We start from the raw sequence: 23,328 nt of genomic DNA on the forward strand, positions 1-23,328 counted from the left end.
GTTTGAGCTTGGAGAGAAAAATGACAAAAGTGTGGGATGGATTTATAAGAGGTTTCCATTGGTTGCTGGTATTAGGGATAGCTGTACTGTATGTAACCGGAGAAGAAGGTTATTTAGAGGCACATTTTATTACAGGGTACTTACTGCTTGCGTTAATGTTGGCACGTGTTGTTTGGGGAGTTATTGGTAGCGATACGGCAAAGCTTAGCGCGCTTTTTCACTCTCCAAAGTCGGCATTAAAAGCGATGCGCTCGGATGACGCAGGGGTTGGTCACAATCCTGCGGGCAGTTACATGGTACTACTGTTTTTCATTTTGATATTCATTCAATTGATAAGCGGCTTAATGAGCACCGATGACATTCTTGTGGAGGGGCCGCTGGTGGCGTACGTACCTTCATCATGGAGTGAAATTGCCAGCGACCTTCATCATGATAACTTTGACATATTACTGATGGCTATTGCACTGCATATTTTGGCAATTATCATTTATCGAATTAAAGGTAAAAACCTAGTGAAAACGTTGCTGACAGGTAAAGAGCAAGGTGTAGCCGCAGTGCCAAGAATGCGTTCTGGTAAGCTGGGTTATATTATCTTTATGTTGTTCTCAATCGCTATTTTAGGGATCTGGGGAGGGCAACCTTTACAGGTGTTATTAGGTTAGCGGGCAATAAGACCTAAACTGCGATGAGTTTAGGTCTTATCATACCAATTAGTCTTTGAAAGGCTTATGGCAATCCTTACAGCCTTTAGCCCAGTTTTTAAAGGCTGCGCCAATTATTTTCTTATCACCCGATTTGGCTGCCACTGCAAGTTCTTGGGCGTATTTCGCAAAGGCCTGAGCTTTTTTGTCAAACGTTTCACGGTCTGACCAAATTGCAGGTAATGCATCGGTGTTACCTTTGTCTGACCCTTCGATAAAGGCTTCCCACGGCATGCTTGAAAGCTGCGCTGCATTTTCGGCGCGTTCAGCGAAGCGTTTAGCATCAAAAGGCACTTTGCCTTTTAACATATCGCCCATATCACCAATTTGATAACGGATCAGTTGAAACGCTGCTTTACGATATTCAATTGCGTCTTCACTTGCTTCAAATAGATTATTCGCCTGACTTGTTGCCGTAAACCCTGCCAACGTAACGGCTAATAATAGTAACTTTTTCACTTATTTACTCCATTAATAATATATTGCTGCCCAGTGTTACGGAAAATTACCAGCAAGGCAAGTGCAACGCGGCGTACTAGTAATTATGAGAAAAATCATCGAAATACATTTTATCGATACATGTAAATTATGACAGGGTGATGTTTTATTTACTTTCTTTTACAAAATGAAACCCATAAAAAACAATGTGTTATGTTGTGTTATTTTGTTTTTGTGAATGGGGTACTATATTTGTGTCTTTCGTGTGTTGCTTGTGCTTGCATATTTACATTATATTAAATGTCCATTCGCTTTAAAAAAAATAGCAACACATAATTAAACAACAAGTCCTAGGGGAAAACATGTCTAATATGATTAAAAAGACTGCGATTGCAGCCGCAGTCGGTAGCGTATTACTATCCGCAGCTGCTTCTGCACAAACAGCTACGCAATTTCAAAAGCAATTAACCTTTACGCCTGTAGAAGCAAGCGCTAGCGATAAACTAAAACAAGAACCTGCTGGATACATGGTTGTTTTAAAAACAACGACAGCTGCAGATTTATTTGCACAAGGTACTTATCGCCATGGTGATGCACGTGCATCAATGGCAAAAATTGAACAATTGCAAAGCGAAGTGGCAGTTGAATTAAGCAAATTTGATGTAGATGCAAAAGTAGTTGGTAAAACTAAAGTTTTGGCACCAACGTTAATTATTGAAGCATCTGAAGAAGCGATCGAGAAGCTGAAAAATGACCCTCGAGTAGCAAAAGTACTACCAATGTTTGACGCTCAACTTCATATCGAGGAGTCGTCAGATTATATTGAGGCAACGCCGATAAGGACTGGCGGTGTCGCAACGGGTATGGGCCAAAAGGTTGCCGTGTTAGACACGGGTATTGACTATACGCACGCTATATTTGGTGGTGCAGGTACTCTTGAAGCGTACCAAGCAGCTCAAGAAGACCCTACAAGTGTTTCTTGGCCACAAGGTCAAGTTTCTGGTGGTTATGACTATATGCGTAATGATGCTGATCCAATTGAAAATGACCCTTCAATTGGCCCTGCAACAGGTGCTCCAACTAGTCATGGTACGTCAGTATCTCACTCAGTAACAGGTATTGCGCCTGATGTAGAGTTATACGTTTACTCTGTATGTGGTGGCGGATGTCCGTTTGCGGCACAAGCGGCTGCTCTAGAAGCGGCGATGGACCCTAACGGTGACGGTGATATCAGTGACCGTGTTGACGTGATCAATATGTCACTGGGCGGAGTTTTCGGCTCAACTAATACTGGGACTGGTACTCAGTACTTGATCCAGAAAGCGTCAGATTTGGGCATCAACATGGTTATCTCAGCTGGTAACGATAACGATATTCCATTTATTATTGGTGGGCCAAGTACAACACCAAATGCACTTTCTGTTGGCGCTATGAAGCACCCAACAATTGAAGAAGGTGTTGTATCAGCAACCATCGCAGGTGTTGAGGCTGAGGCTGTCAATGCGAGCTGGGGAGCTGGTGGCGCTTATGAAATGAACAATGAAATCGCACCACTTGTTTACCCTGAAGAGAATCAAGATGCATGTGTTGATTTTGGTGATGATGTTGATTTCACAGGCAAAGCAGTCCTAATTGACCGTGGTAGTTGTTATTTCACTGAAAAAGTAATTAAAGCTCAAGAAAAGGGCGCTGCGTTTGTGCTTATCGCGAACAACGTAGCTGATGGCCCAACGTCTATGGGTGGTTCAACAGATCAAGTAACTATCCATGCTGTGGGTATCACTCTAGAAGCTGGTAATGCGTTGAAGGCGCAACTAGCTAGTGGTGAAGCAACGTACAGCATAAAAAATGAAATGTTTAATTTAGCGGGTGCTGTGGCTAGTTTCACATCTCGTGGTCCATCTATGGGTGGGTTATTGAAGCCTGAAATTACGGCACCAGGTAAAAACATTATGGTTGCTGCAACAGGCACTCAAGATAAGCTAGCACCTGCTACGGGTACTTCTTTCTCTGGTCCTATGACAGCGGGGGCTGTGGCTCTTGTAAGAGAGGCGCTACCAGAGCGCAATGCTTATGAGATCAAAGCAACGTTAATGAACACGGCTAATTTAAATGTTACTACTGAAGCTGTGACTGTAAACCCTGACGCTGAACTTGCGCCAATTAGTTTAGTCGGTGCAGGTTTAGTTGATGTTGAAAAAGCAGTAAACTTGCCTGTAGCCGCTTGGGTATACGAAGAAAAATTTGATACAAACCAAGCAGCACTATCATTTGGCTTAGTTAAAGTTAACGGTGTAGAAGAGTACTCTAAGACTGTAACATTGAAGAACTTCTCATCTGAAGAGAAGACGTATAACTTAAGAACTGAAGCGCGCTATGCAAACGATGAGCAGACTGGTGCGATTAGCTGGACTATCCCAGAGTCGGTAACGGTGCCTGCAGGTCAAACAATTGAGTTTGATGTTAAACTAAGCATTGATGCAAGCAAGTTACCAGAGTGGAACCTTGAAAACCCATTAGATCCAGCAGGCTTAGCTGCACGTAGCCCTGCCTTAACGCTTTCTGAGTTTGATGGTGCGTTGGTATTTGATGACCCTTCAACTGACGGGGATCACGACCTTCACTTGGTTTATCATGCATTACCAAAAGCTAGCGCAGGCATCGAAGTGGGCTATGAGTTGGTTGATGGTCAAATTCGTGTGGTGCTTGAGAACACTAGCAGCAAAGAGTTTACTCCATCAATTGAGCAGCTAGTTGCAAATAGAGAAGCCGCATCTGAAGAACATGAAGGCCTAAATTTAGTTGGTGCATCGTTCAATGTCTATGGTGGTATATCACGCTGTAAGTCTGACATGTTGTTTACATCATCAGTAGTACTTCGTGAAGACATTGCACACCTAATTCAAGGTGGCTATGAGATGCGCCTTGATATCAACGAAGATGGTGAAGCTGACTACGCAGTTGGACAATACCATGACTTAGAAGCGATAATGGGCCGCGGGCTGACAATCATTGCTCCTATGGTTGCAGGTCAACCAGCTTGGAGTATGGGTTCATATGATATCCTGTTCCATGAAGCTGGTTCAAACACGGTTACATTCGCAGGTTGTGCAGATGCAATTGGTTTAAGCGCAGACGATCTGGGTAAAAACATTGCCTTTGATATTAGAACTGGTTCAGCTGCTTATAATGGAGTTTATTCTGAGACTGATCAATTAACAGGTTCTGTGGCTTTTGGTGCATCATCAGCACAACTTGTTAATGAACAAGGCGAAGCGATTGAAACTCTTGCTCCTGGCGCGAAAGCGTATGTAAGCGCTAATGCTCCATTTGCACTTGCAAGTGCAGATTTATCTGGTGTTGTATTACCTGTTACAAGTGATGTATTGAACAACCCAATGCCATTTGATGCGCCAGTACTAAACGGCGTTGAAGTGAGCGTTGCTGAAAACACTGCAACAGGTACTGTAATCGCGACTCTAGCAGTTGAAGACGTAGAAAACACATTAGATGTTTCAGAATTCTACTTGAAGTCGTCAACGCATGCGGGCTTGTCAGTCAATGCTGCAGGTGAAATTGTTGTTGCTAATGGAGAGCTTTTAGATTTTGAAGCGGGTAACAATGAAGCAAAACTTATGGTTAATGCAATTGATGTAGTAGGTAACATCTCTGAGCCTGCAGAAATCATCGTTAACATCACCAATGTAGTTGATACTGAAGCTGAACAGCCAGTAGAGGAAGTTGTTGAGCCTAAGAAGAGCTCTTCATCAGGTTCTCTAGCTTGGTTAACGCTATTAGCTGCTCCGTTTGCTGCGCTACGTCGTCGTAAACAAAAGTAAGCTTTGAGCTTTAAACTAAAAACGCCAGTCATTTGACTGGCGTTTTTGTTTTAACGAATTAACAAGTTATTTGTTCCATACTAGTTTATCTACGATGGTAGGTTCTTCACCAATTAATGTTTTTACCACCTTATTATTCTCATCTAATAGGATCAGCCTCGGGATACCGGCATTGGCATATTGGCTATATATTTCCCGCTCAGGATCGGCAACTAAAGGAAATGGAAGCTGATACTCATCGTTAAACTTATCCAAAGTCTCCCCATCTTCATTGCGACCAATTGCAATAATCTGTAATGTTGGGTCTGTAACCAGTGCTGATGCCTTAATTTCTTTTAGCGCGCGTTGTGAATCACTACACCAAGTGGCAAATAGGATCACTAACTTGCGATCAGCTTTGAGCTCTATGGTTTCGCCTTGGGTGCTGGTAAAATGGTCATGTTTAAATTGCTCGCCTTGTGCGATATATGTTTCATAGCCCTTAGAGTGGGATGAGTCGGTTTGTGACGAGACGCAACCTGATATGCCAGCGAGTATGGCTGTGGCAATCAATAGCTTATGAACCTTGTTTATCATTGGTGTCTTCCTTTTTGAATTGTAAGTCTTTAGTTGATGTTATTAGCATAACTATATTTCGTTGAAGGTAGTAGGAATTATGTGGGTTTACAGTGGTTTATTTATTTCAGCCGTTAGCTCGGCCACGCTGTTGCCCGGTTCGTCTGAAGTGTTGCTATCCGGCTTAGCCATCACTGAAAATGCGCAATTAGTAACACTATGGGCGATTGCTACCTTGGGTAATGTACTGGGGAGTTGTATTAACTATTGGCTAGGCATTAATCTACTTCGTTTTGAAAATGCTAAGTGGTTTCCGGTGTCATCACAGCAGCTCCATCAGGCAAGGTTGCAATTTAGCCGTTATGGTATTTACAGTCTATTGTTTGCTTGGGTGCCCGTGATTGGCGACCCACTTACTTTGTTCGCAGGGGTGTTTAGGGTGCCAAAAAGGTTATTTATACCTTTGGTTATGGCTGGAAAGGGCCTCAGGTATGCAGCAGTGATAATATTAGCGGTTGGAGTGGAGCAGCTGTTTTAGCTGCTCACTTGTGCCAATCAAGCGTCAAAGAAACAGAGTCTGCAAAGCGTAGAGCGTGAGGTTTATCCACCCTGACTTTGGCATAACTGACACTGTGATGACGATGGCATTCACTGAGCACGTCCGCGACCAGCTTTTCTAATAATAAAAAATGACCATCTTCGACTAGCTTAATTACCGCTTTGGTTACGGTCTTGTAGTTGAGCGCGTGGTCAACTTCATCGTGGTTAATACACTCCGTGTCGGCGGGGTAGTGAATTTCAATATTTAACACCACATCTTGCTTTTTCTCTCGCTCTTCAGGGTTAAAGCCGATGAACGTACGCAGTCGCAGGTTAGTAATGTTAATAATGGCATTTTGCATAGCCTATCCTTAGTTTTTTACTAATTGCATGAACTCGTTGCGTGTCTTCGGATCCTCTCTGAAGTTGCCTAGCATCACCGATGTACGCATTTGCGAGTTTTGTTTTTCAACACCACGCATCATCATACACATATGTTTGGCCTCGACAATTACGCCAACACCTTTTGCTTGAGTAACTTGCTCAACAGCCTTTGCAATTTGGTGTGTTAGCTGTTCTTGAATTTGAAAGCGACGAGAGAACATATCAACGATACGTGCGAATTTAGATAAACCCAGTACTTTACCATCTGGAATATAGGCAATATGACAACGGCCAACAAAAGGCAACAGATGATGTTCACACATAGAATACAGTTCGATGTCCTGTATCAATACCATATCGTCAGCATCTGAGGTGAACACCGCATTATTAGTGATATCTTCTAGTGTTTCACGATACCCTTTCGTTAAGTATTCCATGGCTTTAGCTGCGCGCTTTGGTGTTTCCAGCAATCCTTCACGATTGCTATCTTCGCCCACAGCTTCAATGATTTGCTTGTAACTGTCTTTTAGATTGTCGTGCATAATATTCTCTTCTATTTTAGGTGACGTCCACCATCTACAGGTAAACTCCGACCTGTGATGTAGTCACTATTGAGTAGCAGCTCAACACTACGAATGATTTCTTTACAGCCTGGCTCTATGCCCATAAGGGACTTTTTGAGTGTTTTGGCTTTATATTCAGGTGTATCGTGCTGGTTAAAAATAATCAAACTCGGTGCGATAGCGTTCACTTTTATGTTAGGCGCATATTTGCTCGCAAAAGACTTGGTTAAGTTATCTAAGGCGGCTTTGCTGGCTGCATAAGCGATGTGCTTGGGGCTGCCTGTTTCCACGACATAATCCGTCAGGTGTATGATGTCTGCTACTGATTCAGATGCGAGCAGGAGGTCGGCAAGAGTCAAATTGAGCTGATAGGGTACTTTAGCGTGTATGCGCATCATGTTGTCGAACAACTGATTAAAATCAGGGTTGTTTGCTTCACAATCCCAACTTGATGCATTGTGTATAATGGCTCTTAAGCTATCGTAGTGCGCTCTTATCGTCATTTCGAGCCGAGTAAGCGCCTCGGCACCATCAAAGTCCACTTGTATACAATGCACGCCTTGTTCTTCCAGCGCATCAATCGCTGCGTACCGAGTTCGGTATGTCATCACGACAGGTTGGTTATTGGCAACAAAATGTTCAACTAGCGCAAGGCCAATCCTCTGTCCTGCACCAGTAATTAATATGGGAGCTGTCATTAAGACTGTTTATCCTCTGAAATATATCAATAAGTTAACTATAACGTAATTTTTACGTCATGTTTTGGTTTGTCGATCACTGGCATTCAACGTTTATAAACTGCGAGTTTTTGAAGAGGTCATCACGTGAATGGTATTGGGGAAATGGCACAGTACACATGGTGTACTGTGCTAACGAACTTTAATCGTAAACAGTTGGAATAGGCTGACGCTTATGCTGGGTACGTTGATAAATGGCAATCAACTTTTCCGCTACAGCATCATCCACATCTTTGCCTTCTAAGAAGTCATCTATCTGATCATAACTTAAACCTAGGGCTTCTTCGTCGGTTAGGCCCGGTCTATCGCATTCTAAGTCAGCGGTAGGCGCCTTTGTGACGAGTTCTACAGGGGCTTTTAAATAGGCTGCCAAGGCGCGCACTTGACGTTTAGACAAGCCGAAAAGCGGTGCTAAATCACATGCGCCATCGCCAAACTTGGTGTAAAAGCCTGTAATATTTTCCGCACTATGATCTGTCCCTACCACCAACCCCTGAGTTAAGCCGGCGATTTCATATTGCGCGACCATGCGCTGACGTGCTTTTACGTTGCCTTTGATAAAGTCGAGCGAAGTTTGTGAGGGAATATCTAGCTCTGCCGTTTGCATCGCTTGCATCGCTTGTTCATGCATAGCGTCTACTGCTGGTTTTATATTTACCGTCACACGCTGTGATGGTTGAATAAAATCTAATGCAAGTTGAGCTTCATCTTCATCCGCTTGAATACCATATGGCAAGCGCATAGCGATAAATTGGTAGCTGTCAGTACTGTGTTCAGCATTTAGCTCGTCCACGGCTAGTTGGCACAATCTGCCACACGTAGATGAATCAACACCTCCACTGATCCCCAACACTAATGTCTGGCAGTGCGCTGACACCAAACGCTGTTTGATAAAGTTGACTCGACGCGTAATTTCAAAAGCCACATCTATGTGTGGTTGTACTTGCATTTCTGCCATGATCGCTTGGCGCATTCTATGCTCCTCTTTGCCAATGCTATTTGGGGATATTATGTTTTTATTAGTGCCGAATTTAAAGCCCTAAGTGCTGTTTGATTTCAGCTAACTCTCGCTTAAGTTGTTCAATCTCGCTCAGTAGGGAGTCTAACTCTGCATTTTCTAGCCGTTGAACTTCGCTTGTCGCCGTGTTTGCCGCGTATTGCTCTGTGTCTTGGAACAAGTGAATGAAACGACTTTCACGTTTGCCAGGCTCTCGCGCAAGCTTTTTCACATACCCTTGCGATTGCAACTCTTCGAGTGCTTGTTCGACTTCACTGACTTGTTTAAATGTTGCTAGTCGAGCGCTACGAGTTCTAAGTTCACCGGGAGTTTGTGGGCCTCTGAGCAGCAATAGACAAATAATGGCGCTTTGTTGTTCACTAAATTGCAGGCGACTAAATTCGGTGTTGCAGAATCTATGGCTGTATTTATTTACTCGCCCAGACAACCCTTCATCGATCAGTACAATATGCTTTGTTTGTAACTGTTCTAATGCATCCAATACATCTGACTCATTTAGGCTCAGTACGGGGTCTCTATTGGACTTTTGATTACAGGCGTTGGTTAATGCGTTAAGAGAAAGTGGGTAATGCTCTGGTGTGGTGCTTTGCTTTTCTAGCAGGCAGCCGACAATACGTTGCTCTATTTCGCTCAATTCCATGTTTTGACTCCAACATTTTTCTTCTACTGTACGCTATTGGCGAGGTTTTGTTTAGTGTTTGGGCTCCATTGCTGTAGCTTTTGTTCAAGTTCAGCAACCTTTATAGGCTTAGCAATGTAGTCATCCATACCAGCAGCAAGGCACTTTTCACGATCTCCCTGCATTGCATTGGCTGTAAGAGCAATGATAGGCGTGTTTTTATGCTGTTTACCGATACTGCCGTTACGTATTTGGTTCGTTGCTTGGTAGCCATTGAGCTCAGGCATTAAACAATCCATCAAAATAATATCGTATGGTTCAGTTAATTGTTTTAGATGAGCGAGTGCTTGTTGACCATCTTCTTTACTGTCTGCATGGATGCCAAATCTTGCTAGCAGCTTTAATGCTACGGCTTGGTTGACCTTGTTGTCTTCAACAAGCAATACGTTGAGGTGGCTCAAATCTTGTTGAGTGGGCATGGGATGGGGCTGTTCAGTCACTTTCAACTGACACAGTTTTAGCATATCTGCGGGCGTTAGGGGCTTTAGTAGCATTAAGTCTGGTTTGAGCAGGCAAAGCGCTTCACCTTTATCTAAGCATTCGCTTAATATGGCAAATCCAGTACACGTGGATTTGACCACCTGTTTGAACTGCTCGACTTGATTTTGATCGGCACAACTGAGCAACTCAGAGGCAACGACTATGGCGGGGCGACTCAAATGCTCTTGATTAATTACCTGAGTTGCTTGTGCTAAGGAAGTTGCATGATATAAGCGGATACCCCATGCTGAAAATAGGCTATGGTTACCTGCAAGCGATGGTAACTGCTCATCAATTACAACTAGGCCGTCACAGGTCGTGTATATGGGGAGTAGGGCTTTTGGTTCATAGAGTTCAATGTAAAAGCTAAAGGTACTGCCAACACCAACTTTGCTATATGCATTGAGCGACCCGCCAAGCAGCGAGCATAGTTGCTTGGCTATGGTTAAACCTAACCCTGTACCACCATACTTTCGAGTAGTTGAGGGGTCGGCTTGGGTGAAAGAGTCAAAGATCTTTGTGAGTTGAGACTTACTAATGCCTACCCCTGTGTCTTCGATGTTGCACCAAAGCCGTGTATGTTGAGCTTGCTGCTCTGTGTAGCACGTTAAGGTGACCTTACCATCTTCTGTAAACTTAATGGCGTTACTCAATAAATTATTAAGTATTTGTTTTAGCCTGTGGGGATCTGTTTTGGCATATTGCACTTGCATGCCATGGGTGTCTAAAATCAATTCAGTATGTTGCTCGTGCGCGCGCGGTGCAAAATTGCTGATGCTTTCGCTCACCACTTGGACCAAATCGCACTCAGTTTTTTCTACGTCTAACTTACCCGCTTCAATTTTAGAAAAATCCAATATGTCATTGATAATAGTTAATAAAGATTCGGCGGAGCTTTTGGCCAGCTGCAGATGATGCTGTTGAGATGGAGAGAGATTTGAGTGCATGACAACTTCTAGCATTCCTAGTACGCCATTCATAGGGGTGCGGATCTCATGGCTCATGCTAGCGAGAAACTCCGCTTTCATTTTGGCGGATTGCTGCGCCAGTTCCTTTTCCATAACAGCTTGCTGTCTAGCTTGTTGCTGCTCTCGACTAGCAAATAGGCTACCCAATGTAGCGGCTACTGCTTTAATGAGCTTTTCGTCAGTTGCATCCCATTGTAAATGCGGGTGTTGGTACTCGGCACACAGTAAACCAATGGCGTGGCTTTTATACGAAATACTACACCCAAATATGGCGTTCACTTCGTATGGGCTCAAGTAATTGTCTTTTAGCTCCTTTGTACAACTGTGGGTATGCGCAAAATTGGCTTGAATCATCTCTTGTTTATATACAGCCTCGAATAATTCAGGTAACTGCTTTTTACGCCACGGAGGGAAGTACTGGAGGTTGTCACCGCTAGAGTCACTAAAGCTCATAGGAATAAGTTGGGTGCCATCAGCGTTGAGTAGCCAAATACTAGCACGTTGAGCATCCAAGCCTTCACAAATCACTTTAGTTGCTACTTTTTGTGCCGGTTCTAATTTCAGGTTGAGTACAGCCTCGTGGCTGCTGAGTTGAGCCAGCAATTCATTATTCTTCGCAACTTTATTGCGCTCTATTTCCAGACATTTACGACCATGTATGTTTTGTACCGAGCCGTAAACTTGAGTTGTGTAGTTGCCGTTTCTGACAACTCGGCCTTTAAGTAACACCCAGCGCTCTTGACCTTTAGCGGTCTTTATTAACATCTCTTCTTCAAAGTCAACGCCTTGCTTTATCGCCTTGTCGAATGTATCTTGCATTAACCGCCTCGGTGCACCTGCGACAAAAAACTCTGTTGTGGCTATCCAAGAGGGTTGATAGTCATCAGGTACTTCGAAGATTTGTTTTGTGACTTCAGACCAGCTTATATTGCGGGTTTTTAAGTTAATGGTCCAAGCACCAACTTCTGCTAAAGCCCCCATACTGGTTAATGAATGTGCGTTGTCTTCAAGTTGTTTGAGTAAGCGATTAAAAAATAAAAATGCGCACATAAAGAGCAAAATAATGGTGAATAGTGCAAGTCTAAATGGCCATATTGTGGCACTGTCTGGTCTCCAGCCCCCACGTGGATATACATAAAGCTTCCATTGACCTGATAACACATTTATCGTTAGAGAAAGTGGCTCTTCAAGCAATATATTACTGTCACCATAGAAAAACTCGCCCTGCTCACCGAGGCCATCTTTGCCCTGCATTGCGATGATGTATTGCTGTGATAGGTCTTCAAGCCGAGCGAGTGAGAAGAGCTTTTGGGTATCTATCACTACTGAAATAAGGCCCCAAAATTTATTGTCTTTGTCCGAAACTGGTACGCGGGCAATCACCGCTTGCCCCCCTTGTACTAAATTTAACGGCCCAGACAGTACGATTTCACCAGAGTTCTTTGCCTTGAGCGCAGCGGTACTTTGTTCTGAGTGGGTGGTGTAATTTAACCCGATGGCTTTTTCGTTGCCCGCCAGTGGATAGATATATTGCAAGGTCATATCGGGTGCGGCACCTATATTGCGTAGCACACCGCTGGAGCGATACAGAGGTTCTGCAATGCGCTCAAAAGAGGCTTGAGTCAGGCTCTCTTCACGTGTGATCGCAATGGCTAAACCTCTAACGAGCTGAATATTGGTGTTTAAGATCCCTTCAACTTGGGTACGATATACGTTGACCGTTTCGTAGGCTATGCTTTTTTCTTCTTGCATGAGACGGTTGTAGTTGACTGTGTCAACGTACCAACCTGAAATGATAATGGCACACAAAAAAAGCCAAAAACTGATTTTGATCGACTGCGTCTTCCTTGGTGCATTAGACAAATTTGCAAACATTGCTTATCGAGAGTTGCTGAGCGTTTTTTAACTATAGTCCACTGTGTGGTTGATCAAAAGGTTTGTTCTACAATAAAAAAATACGCAGAGAATGCTCCCATTTATGCTGGGTCAGCGAGCATAGAGCACAAAGGCTTAGGGTGCCAAAACCGCACTAAATAACCTGAACTGGGGATAAGCTACATGATACAGCACAGTACTTTATGCATATTTCTGCGTTGAATTCGCTAGTAATAGCGTGCTATTACGTACACGAACTCGCCTTGAACTACACAAAAATTACAGCACTGTATGCCTTCTTAGTTCAATGCATTGATTTAATTGGTTTTCACATGTCCATTATCCCGAGTTCAGGTTAAATAGCAAATTATGTTAGGCAATTGTCACAATCAGCTGATTAAATGAAAAAACAGGCAAACTTAATTAGGAAAAGGATATGCTCAAGATACTAAAATGGCTACTAGCGCCACTGGTGATATTAGCGCTGGCTGCAACGGCAATGGTATATGGCTTACTCTCTTTGAGCCTACCTATGTTAGATGGTAAACAAACTAGCCGTGCAATTAGCGCTGATGTAAGCGTTGCTAGAGATAACTTAGGGCAGGCGGTAATCGAAGCACAAAATCGGCAAGATGTGGCCTATGGTTTAGGTTTTGCCCACGGGCAAGATCGTTTTTTTCAAATGGATTTATTGCGTCGTAATGCCGCGGGCGAATTAAGTGAGTTATTTGGAGAAGCGGCGCTCAACCTTGATAAGCAAATGCGTTTTCATCAGTTTCGTGAACGTAGTGAGCAAATATACGCACAGCTGTCGCAATCGCACCAAGATGTTTTAACCGCTTACACTCAGGGTGTAAATGATGGGCAAGCACAAGCGGGATTCAATACATTTGAATATTATTTAACAGGGGGGCAAGTCAGAGCATGGCAACCTGCTGATAGCCTTTTGGTGATCTTTGCTATGTATTTGGATTTGCAAGCGGGAAACTTTGAACGAGATGAGGCACTTATTCATATCGATAGCGTATTTGGGGCAGATATGAAGGCTTTTCTCACTCAACCCAGCCGGTATCAGGCGGCACTAGATGGCTCTGAGCTGCCTGTAGGCGATGTGCCTATTCCAGCATTAGAAGTGAGTAACGTGCCTGTAGTTGCTCGCCACATTGAGTCATTACCACATTATGGTAGTAATAATTGGGCTGTTACAGGCGCATTAACCATGACAAACAAGGCCATGTTGTCTGACGATATGCACTTGGGGTTGAATGTGCCTGCAATATGGTATCGTGCCCAGCTAAACTACCAGTTTGAAGGTGAGAAAGTTCAAGTTACGGGAGTTTCATTACCTGGAGCGCCAGCGATCGTTGTGGGTACCAACAATAAAGTGGCGTGGGGCTTTACCAATGGGTATCTAGATGTGGCTGATTGGGTGGAGTTAGATGAGCGCACTAATACATGGAAAGAGATTGAAAAGATAGTGCTGCCCAATGGCGAGCTTCACCAATACGAATTGACAATGAGTGAATTTGGGCCAGTAAAAGTGTTTAATGGTAAGCAATATGCTTTGAGCTGGGTTGCGCATCAGTCATATGCTGTGAATTTAGACCTGCTTGAGTTTGAGCGCGTCAGAGACGTTAGTGAAGCGCTTGCTCAAGCCGCGGATGTGGGGATCCCTGTACAGAATTTAATGGTCGTTGATGACTCAGGGCAGGCGGGATGGCAGCCTATGGGAGCCATTCCGAAGCGCAATGAACCTGCCGACCTAGCGGTGCGTGCAGCCGATTACCCCACAGGCTGGCAGCAAAATGAATCACAGCGTCCGTCAGTGGTGAATCCAGATGACGGCAGGTTGTGGAGCGCAAATGCGCGTGTCATGTCAGTGACCGATCATCAGCGCTTTGGCGATGGTGGGTATGCACTGGGTGCCAGAGCGCAGCAGATACGCGATCGCCTTCAGGGTAAGCAACCGTTCAATGAGCGTGACTTTAACCAATTGCAACAAGACAATGAGGCGTTGTTTTTAACGCCATGGCATGAACACCTAACACAATTATTGAATGCATCAGAGCAGAGCAAGCAGCAATACGCAGCTGATTTAAAGTATCTTGCAGCGTGGCAAGCCTGTGCTTGTGCAGAATCGGTGGGATATACTTTAGTTAAACACTTTCGAGCTGCGGTGATTGACGTTGCGCTAGCGCCAATAGAGGAAAAACTTCGGGCGCGAGATAGTTCGTTGAGTAAAATAAAAAACTATTTAGAACCTGCGCTTTGGCAGCTACTTAAAGCGCAGCCAGGTAGTTGGTTAAATGGCCATAAAGATTGGACTGCGCTACAACTTGCGGCATACGAACGAGCAAAAGCATCCCTTACAGCATCACACGGCACTCAAATGGATGCGTGGCGCTGGGGGAATGTCAACGCGCTAAACATTCGCCATCCGTTTAGCCAGCAACTGCCAATCTTAAGTGGTTTACTGGACATGCCACGTATGAGCGCATTTGGGGATACATTTATGCCTGCCGTACAAGGGCCGAGCTTTGGTGCATCACAACGTTTTATTGCTCAGCCGGGCGAGCTAGACAAGGCGATTATGACAATCGCTGGTGGCCAAAGTGGACACCCTTTATCAGAGTTCTATCGTGCGGGGTTTGAAGCTTATGCAAACGGCGAGGCGACGCCCCTGTTACCCGGTGAATTTATACATCAACTAAAAATACAAGCATTGCGCTAGGTAAGGGCACTTTCAGGGGCGATAGTCAGGGTATTTCGCCCCTTATGCTTACTGTTGTACAAAGCAACATCGGCATATTTTAAGACACTTTCAAAGCTTTGTGTCGGATGCCACAGTGCAATACCAAAACTCATGGTTACGCATAAGTCATCTGCTTGGAAAGACATAGCTTCAACAGCTTGTCTAATATTTTCAATACGCTGTTGGGTTTCAATCAGTGAACAATTGGGGAGCACTAGTAGAAACTCTTCTCCGCCCCAACGAACACCGATATCAGCATCATTTAAATGGCGCTTGAGTTGGCCTGATACGCGAAAGATCACTTCATCACCTAGTTCGTGACCGTACCTATCGTTTACACGTTTAAAGTGATCGATATCAGCCATCACGACACAAATAGGCGTTTTTTGACTAACGCAGCTTTGCTGAGCGCGATGAATAAGGCCCAACGCGTAGCGGCGGTTGAATAAGTGTGTGAGAGAATCGTGAGCGGCAAGGATTTCGAGTTCTTTACGTTGATTAATCGTAATCTCTCGGATCAGACCTATGGTATAGATCATTGGAATACCACACACTACGACATTTAAAAAATGAATATAAGGCGCATATTCATGATAGGCGATTTGGTACGGGGAGGGAATGAAGCCTATATAGGTGTAAGCAAACATTATAATGATAGCGGTGCACCAGCTCACGGCTTGTTTAAGTTTGAGCTGAATATCTAGCAGCAGTAAACATGATGCCGCCCACAAATAAAACTGAAAGCCATAGTCGGTGCCTATCAACAAGCATACTACAATGGAGTGTGCTGTTACCTCTAAACTGAAGATTCTCAGCGCCAATGAGAGATAATCTTTTCGCAGTAACTTGATACCAAACCACCATGTTGCCACACTGAAAATGTTGAATAAGGCCAATAATTCGACTTCAACAAACAAAAATACCAAAATCAGCATAGCGTGCAAAAACAAGCAGTACCAAGCAACCTTTAAGAGTAATTGACTTTTTAGCTGTTCGACTTCGTTGGGTTTCTTATGTGGATGATCCAATCACGTTACCTCTGTGTATACCGTTACTGATTCATATTCAGTGAGGCCTGAAATTTAAGTGAAAACGCAGTTGTTAGTATAGATGGTTCTGGCTGTTTTTTGTTCACAAAGCGTGTAATGCTGGTTAAGTAGGCACGGTGAGGCTCGCAAAATTATGGTGATATTATAAACTTTTCAAAGGCCTATAATTTAGGATTAGGTAAACCGAAAGACGAATAGCCACAGTAAAATGTGTCGTTCAGGAGGGAGTATGTCGTTAGAAAAAGCACGTATTACGTTGTGCAATGTCAATAAAGAAGATTACCCACAGATAAAAACACTTATGGACGAGGCTTACCCTGATCTGGGCGGAGCTTGGCCCAGTCACACCATTTTTAGATTGATTGATCAATTCCCAGAAGGGCAGATAGGCATTTTAGATGAAGGCCGATTAGTCGGTTTGGCGTTAAGTGTGCAAGTGGATTATCAACGCTTTTCTAACCCCCATACCTACGATGAAATTGTTGACGCTCACAACCGAGTGTTCAGTGATAATAACGGCGATGCGTTGTATGGGTTAGATGTTGTTATCGCTAAAAGTCACCGAGGAATGAGGTTAGGACGGCGTTTATATGATGCTCGTAAAGAGTTGTGTCGCCAGTATAACCTTCGTGCCATCCTAGCGGGTGGACGGATCCCGCGTTATACCAACCACAGTAAAGATATGACGCCGATGGAGTACATCGATAAAGTCGACCATAAGGAGCTCTACGACCCAATACTGAGCTTTCAATTGGCCAATGACTTTCAGGTAAAGCGCTTGCTAAAGCAATATCTACCTGAGGATGAAGATTCGGGTGGATATGCCACATTGCTAGAGTGGAACAACATCTTGTTCCAGCCAACCGATACAGTGATAGACACCAAAAAAACCATTGTTCGGGTTGGTGCTGTGCAATGGCAAATGCGCTCCGTCAGCTCAGTGGAAGAGTTGATGCGTCAAGTGGAGTATTTTGTTGATACAGTGTCGGAATATCAAAGCGACTTTATTTTATTTCCAGAGTTTTTTAACGCGCCTTTGATGGGGTTGCAAGAGCACCGCAATCAAACCGAAGCTATTCGTTATCTGGCAGAATTTACCGAACTGTTTCGTGATGCGATGTCAACCATGGCGATTGAATACAATGCGAACATAGTGACGGGTTCCATGCCCCTGCTGGATGGAGAAAAAATATATAATGTCAGCTACTTATGTCACCGTAGCGGTAAAATTGATGAGCAACGCAAGATACATATTACACCCCATGAAGCCTATGACTGGGTGATAGAAGGGGGCGATGAAATTAGTGTGTTTGAAACCGATGCGGGTAGAGTGGGGATCCAGATTTGCTACGATGTCGAATTCCCTGAACTCAGCCGTTTGATGGCTGAACGAGGGTTAGACATATTGTTTGTTCCTTATTGGACTGACACCAAGAACAGTTATTTGCGGGTGCGCCACTGTGCTCAAGCACGCGCAGTTGAAAATGAGTGTTACGTCGTGATAGCAGGCAGCGTTGGTAATTTACCGCAAGTTGATTCACTAGATGTACAGTACGGTCAGTCAGCGGTGTTAACACCGTCTGATTTTGCGTTTCCTCATGATGCTGCACTCAACGAGGCAACCCCAAATACAGAGATGCTGCTATTTAGTGATCTGGATCTGGATAAACTCAAGTTGCTACACAGTGAGGGCACGGTTAGAAATCTAAAAGACCGTCGCACCGATTTATATCAAGTGGTACTGAAGACGCGATAGTCACGGCTTAACTTAACATGACCAGCACAGCGGCAATACCAATCAGTACCAAGCCGAGTTTGTCGCTGGTTTTGGTGGGCTGTTTTAACCAGAATGTGGCGATGAGCAAAGTGAAAAATACTTCGATTTGGCCGAGTGTTTTTACGTAGGCAACATGTTGTAGGCTCATCGCGCTGAACCAGCCGACCGAGCCGATAAAGCTCGTTACACTGATACCGCAGGTGAGCATACGTTTTTGCCATAGTTTTCGCCACGTCTGCGCTTCTTTGTAGCTGATAAACACCCCAAGCAGCAGGGTTTGTGTACACAACACTAGCAGTAACACCCACGCTGCACTGTGCAAAAATGGTAAACCGGTTGCGAGACTCGCCTCTCTTACCCATAAAGATGTCAGTGCAAAGGCGCTGCCACAGGCGAGTCCAAGCAGCGCGGTTTTTGGCTTAAATAGTTTTAAACTGAAACCGCTGAGCATCAGCACCGCGGCGGCTCCAATTGCCACACCGAGCCAGCCAATTAGGGAGAGCGTTGAGCCAAATAACCACATGCCAAGTATTGCTGCCATCAGCGCTTCACTTTTGGCAAGGCCTGCGCCTACTGCAAAATTGTTTTGCTTAAATAGCAGCACCATCAGGCCTGTGGCGACAATTTGCATAACGCTTGCGGCTATCACATACCAGATGAGCTGATTGTTTGGTGTGAGTACTACAACGCTCTGCCATTGGTATAAGCCCAGCAGATACACAAGCGCAAGCGGGCAAGCTATCAAAAATCTAGCAAAGGTTACACCGGCCACACTGACACTTTGGCTTAAATGGCTTTGCAGCGCATTACGCCAAGCCTGTGAGAGTGCAGCCAAAACGGTAAATGCGATCCAACTCATTGTCATTCCAAATTATTTCTTTTCAGTGTATCTATCATGGCAATGTCTTGCGAGTGCATTTTTTTCATCTCACGTGCGACAATCTGTCGCAGTGCTAAACATGAGAAGACGTCATATAATGGTGATGATGCTACACAATTTAGCCGCCCAGATTTAAGAGGCGGCTTTTTTATTTTGAACATGCTATGTTAAAGCTGATGCTTAATTATTAACCTCAGCAGAGCTTAATTTACAAGGACATGGTATGACGACAATTTTAATCTGTGCGCTTATTGCAGCGCTACTTCCCTATTTGGCTAAGGTGCCAGTCGCCATCGCGATGAACAAACAAGGTGGCTACGACAATCAACATCCAAGAGCTCAGCAGGCCCAATTAACTGGGTTTGGCGCACGGGCTTTGGCAGCGCATCAAAATAGTTTTGAGTCTTTAACGGTGTTTGCACTGGCCGTTGCGGTGGTATTAGGCACTAATACCATTGGTACAACGGTGCAGTACCTGGCGGTGGCACATATTGTGGCGAGGGTACTTTACTGCGTGTTTTACTACTTGAACCTGCATGTGCTGCGTTCACTCATTTGGGCTGTGGGATTAGGATGTGCCATCGCAATGATAGCGGTGAGCTTATAGTGAGAAACAGCCAGTAGCTGTAATACTGGCTGCCTGCTTGGTTTAGTGAGCGACTTTGATGCGCTCGTGTTTCACTTTTTGCTGGTCTGCTGTTACTTCATTGCCCATCGCATAGTCTAACTGAACGGTGTAGCGCTTGGTGGTGTCTGAAGCAGACGTGTATTGCCACTGTCTTAACGCATTTACTGCGCTTTGCTCGAATACCCCTTTGGGTTGTGCGTCGACTATCTCGATGTTATTGGTGTGCCCGCGCCCATCAATGGTAAATTGTAAGGTGACATACCCCGTTTGCCCTGCATTGGCAGCCTCAGCTGGATAAATAGGCTCTATACGCATAACAGGGCGCACTTCTGAGGTTTTTTTATGCGCGAGTTGCTCAGTTGATTTCGCCAGTGCCATTGCGCTTAGCGAACTTGAAGCCAATACCAGCGCCAACACTTTCACGCCCAGTGATGGGGTAGTGATGCTTTGAAGTTGCTTAAGTCGTTGTACCATAGTTTGTTTATCTCCGTAGTAAGCGTATATCAAAGTCCCTGCACGCGAGTTTTCTGCGCAACGAACCAAGGCTTTTGCATACGTTAGCTGTTGATGTGTGGTTTTTTGTTGTAATACGGCTGCGTCGCACGCCAGCTCCTGAGTTTTTCTAAAATTTTGGTATCCAAGCCAAAGGACTGGGTTAAACCAGCAGCTGATGCAAAGCAGTAGCAAGGCTAAGTTGGCTAGGTTGTCAAAGCGGCGTATGTGGGTTAATTCATGTTCCATCAGCAGTGTTAATGTATCTGGGTCGAATTGATGGGCGTAATCATCTGGTAAAACAATTTTTGGTTGCCATAAGCCGACCACCATAGGCGTGGCCACCTGCGTGCTTGTATATACGGGCTGCCCTTGTAATTGTTGAGTAGGCGCTTTGATATTCAGAGCTTGAATAAATTGATAGTGTTGGTAGAGCACCCAAAGCAAAAGCACAGCCGCAATACACCAATATGCACCAGCAATACTGAACTGCCACTGTGGTGCAAAATGATGTGGCTGTGTCGTGATACGAAAATAGCTGATGGTTTCACTGGCAATGGGCTTTAGCTCATTGGGCAGCATCATTGCCACGAGGCTCAATGGTAAAACCCACCAAAGATTATAAATCAACCGACTGCCCAACCACTGAGAGGTATGTTTTTGCAGCATCATCAGCGCTATTACAATTGCGCTGATGAGCAGTTGGTTATTGATATTGAACACCCAATCAAACATTGAATTTAGCATGTTACTTTCCTTGCTTTTGTTCCCATTGCTCAATGATTTGCTTGAGCTCGTCAATATCTTGCTGAGAGAGCTGCTCAGTTTTAGCAAAACCACTGACTAGCGGCGCAACGCGCCCACGAAATAAGCGTGCAATAAAGTTTTGGCTTTCTTTTAGGGTGTATGCTTCACGGCCTATTGTGGGGGTGTAGATATATTCTCGACCTTGTTTTTCAAAACTCACCGCTTGCTTTTTTACTAGGCGACTGACTAGGGTTTTGATGGTTTTTTCATGCCATTGTGTATCATCACTCAAGCGTTTAACTATGTCGCTGGCTTTAGCCGGATAGCCCTGCCATAGGGCTTCCATCACGGCAAATTCCGCTTTAGAAAGTTCAATCATATTATTGCCTACAAATGTAATCGATGAGTTAAGATTACACCTGTAATCAAAAACGTCAAGTCAATTTTTAATCTAATTTAAGGGCGTCTAGGGAGAGCGGATGAAATTGATTTTCGCTGAGCAACGTCGAATCAAGCTCAAAAGCCGCGATTCGCGCACGATACAGGTCAATGACACGATAGCCACAATGCTTGGCCATTTTACGAATTTGTCGATTTAAGCCTTGCTTGAGCACAATCTTAAAGCGACTAGGGGCAAGTAAGCTGACTTCACAAGGCAAAGTCAGTTGTCCGTCAATGGGAATGCCGGTGCTCATGGTGTGGCAAAAATTAGCATCCAGTGGGCGGTCTACTTTTACCCAATATTCCTTTTCTACGTGGTGATCGGGGTGAATAAGACGTTGGCACAGCTCACCGTCATTGGTTAGCAACAATAAGCCTCGAGAATCCTTGTCTAGCCTGCCAATCGGGTAGACACGCTCGCCATGGGGTAGATGATGTATCAGGCTCGATGGGTCATCCATTTTCAGCTTGCAGTCAATACCAACGGGTTTGTGATACGCGTATAACACTTTTTTGGCAGGGCCCATCACTTGTTGACCTGCAACTGTAATCAAGTCAGCGGGAGTCACATGGTCGATATGGTTGGCGGGTCGTCCGTTGACCATGACCTGACCTGCATCAATCAGGCGAGATGCTTGACGGCGGGAACAAATTCCAGCATGACCGAGGTATTTGGCAAGGCGTATAGGGTGTGTCATGAGTGTAAAAAAGATAGGAAATATCAACCAGAATAACACATTCTGCTTTATGGCTTTTACGAAAAATACTCGATTTGAAACTTTATATCGTGGTTTTTTACCTTCTTGGGGTAAAATACCCCGACGAAAAAAGGAGCTCGTTGAGTTATGAAAAAAGCCACCTTTACCCTCGCCATTGGTGATAACCCCATGTATCAAGCGGCAATATTAAGCTTTAAGCATTATGCGCAAAAAGTGGGGGCGGATTTAGTTGTGTCAGATCAGCTACATTATCCAATCGTAATTGAAAACCCAAAGTACAATGCGAGTCCAGCTTGGACTGAAAAGCTAAGAATAGGCGAATTGCTAAAAGAATATGATCGTGTTTTGTATGTAGATGCAGACGTGTTGATCACACCTCATGCGCGGGATGTATTTGAATTATATCCAGATATGAAAACCGCATATTGGTTTGATGAAGGGGTAATTCAAGAGCGAGAAGAAGATGTAGCGCAAGTATGCAAAGCATTGGGCGAGGTCGACTGGCCTCGTAACGATAATAGACCCGTTTATTACAATGCGGGTATCATCCTCACTTCGAATGAGTGCCCCTTGTTTCAGAAAACTCAGCTTAGCGATTTGCAACAGGTGTGTAATACCATAACTCATTATGATCAAAGCTATTTTAACTATACATTACATAAACATGGTATTGCTCATCAGTCATTTGACCACAGCTTTAACCGTATGGATATGCTTGGCCATGATGACTATCTTGCAGCGGATTTTATCCACTATGCAGGTAAAGGTTATGCGAAAAACAGTTGCCGCCGTGATGTACAGTTTTTGAAGGACTTTGGGCAGTTTTATCAGGGAACAGTACCGCAGGCTGAAATCGAGAGACTACAAAAGATGGCTTGGGATAGTTTCTTGGACGTTGTGTATAAGAAATACCCGTTACCAAATTGGTTGATTAAGCTGAGTAGTGAAGCTTTTGTAACTAGATGATTTTTTTTGTAAAAAACTGTTCCTAATAAGTTTACGTGTTGAGCTTGTATGCTATTATGCCGCCGCTGTTCAATGACTCGAACAGCGCTCAATAACTTAT

Annotated in this window: 20 protein-coding genes; 7 read left to right on the forward strand and 13 right to left on the reverse strand. The window is 44.3% G+C overall.

All coding sequences use genetic code 11. The features are described from left to right. Positions 1-20: 20 nt before the first annotated feature. Positions 21-662 carry a cytochrome b/b6 domain-containing protein gene (locus BET10_RS03525; protein WP_070983452.1) on the forward strand — a complete coding sequence of 214 codons (642 nt, stop codon included), beginning with the start codon at positions 21-23 and terminating at the stop codon, positions 660-662. 48 nt (positions 663-710) lie between these two features. Here BET10_RS03525 and BET10_RS03530 read toward each other — a convergent pair whose 3' ends face one another. After that, positions 711-1,130 (reverse strand): c-type cytochrome, encoded by a 420-nt coding sequence (locus BET10_RS03530; RefSeq protein ID WP_420820118.1) that lies wholly within the window; start codon positions 1,128-1,130, stop codon positions 711-713. A gap of 371 nt (positions 1,131-1,501) precedes the next feature. Between BET10_RS03530 and BET10_RS03535 the strand changes: the two genes are divergently transcribed. Continuing rightward, positions 1,502-4,978, forward strand: coding sequence for a S8 family serine peptidase (locus tag BET10_RS03535; protein WP_070983454.1), 3,477 nt, complete (start codon positions 1,502-1,504; stop codon positions 4,976-4,978). Between the two features lie 66 nt (positions 4,979-5,044). Here BET10_RS03535 and BET10_RS03540 read toward each other — a convergent pair whose 3' ends face one another. Beyond that, entirely contained in the window at positions 5,045-5,554 is a 510-nt protein-coding gene (locus BET10_RS03540; protein ID WP_070983455.1) for a TlpA family protein disulfide reductase, read from the reverse strand. A gap of 79 nt (positions 5,555-5,633) precedes the next feature. Between BET10_RS03540 and BET10_RS03545 the strand changes: the two genes are divergently transcribed. Continuing rightward, positions 5,634-6,071 (forward strand): YqaA family protein, encoded by a 438-nt coding sequence (locus BET10_RS03545; protein WP_070983456.1) that lies wholly within the window; start codon positions 5,634-5,636, stop codon positions 6,069-6,071. 4 nt (positions 6,072-6,075) lie between these two features. On the opposite strand, the gene folX is transcribed toward BET10_RS03545, so the two are convergent. From folX to BET10_RS03575, 6 genes are all read right to left on the reverse strand, one after another. Further along, on the reverse strand, positions 6,076-6,435 hold the full coding sequence (folX, locus tag BET10_RS03550; protein ID WP_070983457.1) for a dihydroneopterin triphosphate 2'-epimerase: 360 nt from the start codon (positions 6,433-6,435) through the stop codon (positions 6,076-6,078). A gap of 9 nt (positions 6,436-6,444) precedes the next feature. Further along, entirely contained in the window at positions 6,445-6,999 is a 555-nt protein-coding gene (gene folE, locus BET10_RS03555) for a GTP cyclohydrolase I FolE (protein ID WP_070983458.1), read from the reverse strand. Positions 7,000-7,010: 11 nt separating this feature from the next. After that, positions 7,011-7,718, reverse strand: coding sequence for a dihydromonapterin reductase (gene folM, locus BET10_RS03560; RefSeq protein ID WP_070983459.1), 708 nt, complete (start codon positions 7,716-7,718; stop codon positions 7,011-7,013). Positions 7,719-7,899: 181 nt separating this feature from the next. Beyond that, on the reverse strand, positions 7,900-8,730 hold the full coding sequence (gene nadE / locus BET10_RS03565) for an ammonia-dependent NAD(+) synthetase (protein ID WP_070983460.1): 831 nt from the start codon (positions 8,728-8,730) through the stop codon (positions 7,900-7,902). Between the two features lie 58 nt (positions 8,731-8,788). Further along, a complete protein-coding gene (locus BET10_RS03570; protein WP_070983461.1) occupies positions 8,789-9,415 on the reverse strand; it encodes a YceH family protein in 627 nt (208 codons plus the stop codon). Positions 9,416-9,438: 23 nt separating this feature from the next. After that, positions 9,439-12,654 carry an ATP-binding protein gene (locus BET10_RS03575; RefSeq protein ID WP_240503633.1) on the reverse strand — a complete coding sequence of 1,072 codons (3,216 nt, stop codon included), beginning with the start codon at positions 12,652-12,654 and terminating at the stop codon, positions 9,439-9,441. Positions 12,655-13,213: 559 nt separating this feature from the next. On the opposite strand from BET10_RS03575, the gene BET10_RS03580 reads away from it, so the two are divergent. Then, on the forward strand, positions 13,214-15,508 hold the full coding sequence (locus BET10_RS03580) for a penicillin acylase family protein (RefSeq protein ID WP_070983463.1): 2,295 nt from the start codon (positions 13,214-13,216) through the stop codon (positions 15,506-15,508). Here BET10_RS03580 and BET10_RS03585 read toward each other — a convergent pair. After that, the gene (locus tag BET10_RS03585; RefSeq protein ID WP_070983464.1) at positions 15,505-16,557 is read right to left on the reverse strand and encodes a GGDEF domain-containing protein; all 1,053 of its coding nucleotides are present in this window, start codon (positions 16,555-16,557) and stop codon (positions 15,505-15,507) included. The two genes, BET10_RS03580 and BET10_RS03585, sit on opposite strands and share 4 nt — an antisense overlap. Before the next feature lie 250 nt (positions 16,558-16,807). On the opposite strand from BET10_RS03585, the gene BET10_RS03590 reads away from it, so the two are divergent. After that, positions 16,808-18,334, forward strand: coding sequence for a carbon-nitrogen hydrolase family protein (locus BET10_RS03590; protein WP_070983465.1), 1,527 nt, complete (start codon positions 16,808-16,810; stop codon positions 18,332-18,334). A 7-nt stretch (positions 18,335-18,341) separates the two neighbouring features. Here the strand turns inward: BET10_RS03590 and BET10_RS03595 are convergent, their stop codons facing one another. Next, positions 18,342-19,214 carry a DMT family transporter gene (locus BET10_RS03595; RefSeq protein WP_070983466.1) on the reverse strand — a complete coding sequence of 291 codons (873 nt, stop codon included), beginning with the start codon at positions 19,212-19,214 and terminating at the stop codon, positions 18,342-18,344. A gap of 244 nt (positions 19,215-19,458) precedes the next feature. On the opposite strand from BET10_RS03595, the gene BET10_RS03600 reads away from it, so the two are divergent. Beyond that, entirely contained in the window at positions 19,459-19,842 is a 384-nt protein-coding gene (locus tag BET10_RS03600; protein WP_070983467.1) for an MAPEG family protein, read from the forward strand. A gap of 42 nt (positions 19,843-19,884) precedes the next feature. Here BET10_RS03600 and BET10_RS03605 read toward each other — a convergent pair whose 3' ends face one another. From BET10_RS03605 to BET10_RS03615, 3 genes are all read right to left on the reverse strand, one after another. Next, positions 19,885-21,102 carry a M56 family metallopeptidase gene (locus BET10_RS03605; protein WP_070983468.1) on the reverse strand — a complete coding sequence of 406 codons (1,218 nt, stop codon included), beginning with the start codon at positions 21,100-21,102 and terminating at the stop codon, positions 19,885-19,887. A 1-nt stretch (position 21,103) separates the two neighbouring features. Continuing rightward, complete coding sequence (locus BET10_RS03610) at positions 21,104-21,481, reverse strand: BlaI/MecI/CopY family transcriptional regulator (protein WP_070983469.1); 378 nt, start codon at positions 21,479-21,481, stop codon at positions 21,104-21,106. A gap of 67 nt (positions 21,482-21,548) precedes the next feature. Beyond that, positions 21,549-22,241, reverse strand: a complete 693-nt coding sequence (locus BET10_RS03615) for a pseudouridine synthase (protein WP_070983470.1) — start codon at positions 22,239-22,241, stop codon at positions 21,549-21,551. A gap of 147 nt (positions 22,242-22,388) precedes the next feature. On the opposite strand from BET10_RS03615, the gene BET10_RS03620 reads away from it, so the two are divergent. Beyond that, positions 22,389-23,228, forward strand: a complete 840-nt coding sequence (locus tag BET10_RS03620; RefSeq protein ID WP_070983471.1) for a glycosyltransferase — start codon at positions 22,389-22,391, stop codon at positions 23,226-23,228. Positions 23,229-23,328: the final 100 nt, after the last annotated feature.

The sequence above is a fragment of the Pseudoalteromonas amylolytica genome, from assembly GCF_001854605.1.
Taxonomy (GTDB): Bacteria; Pseudomonadota; Gammaproteobacteria; order Enterobacterales; family Alteromonadaceae; genus Pseudoalteromonas; species Pseudoalteromonas amylolytica.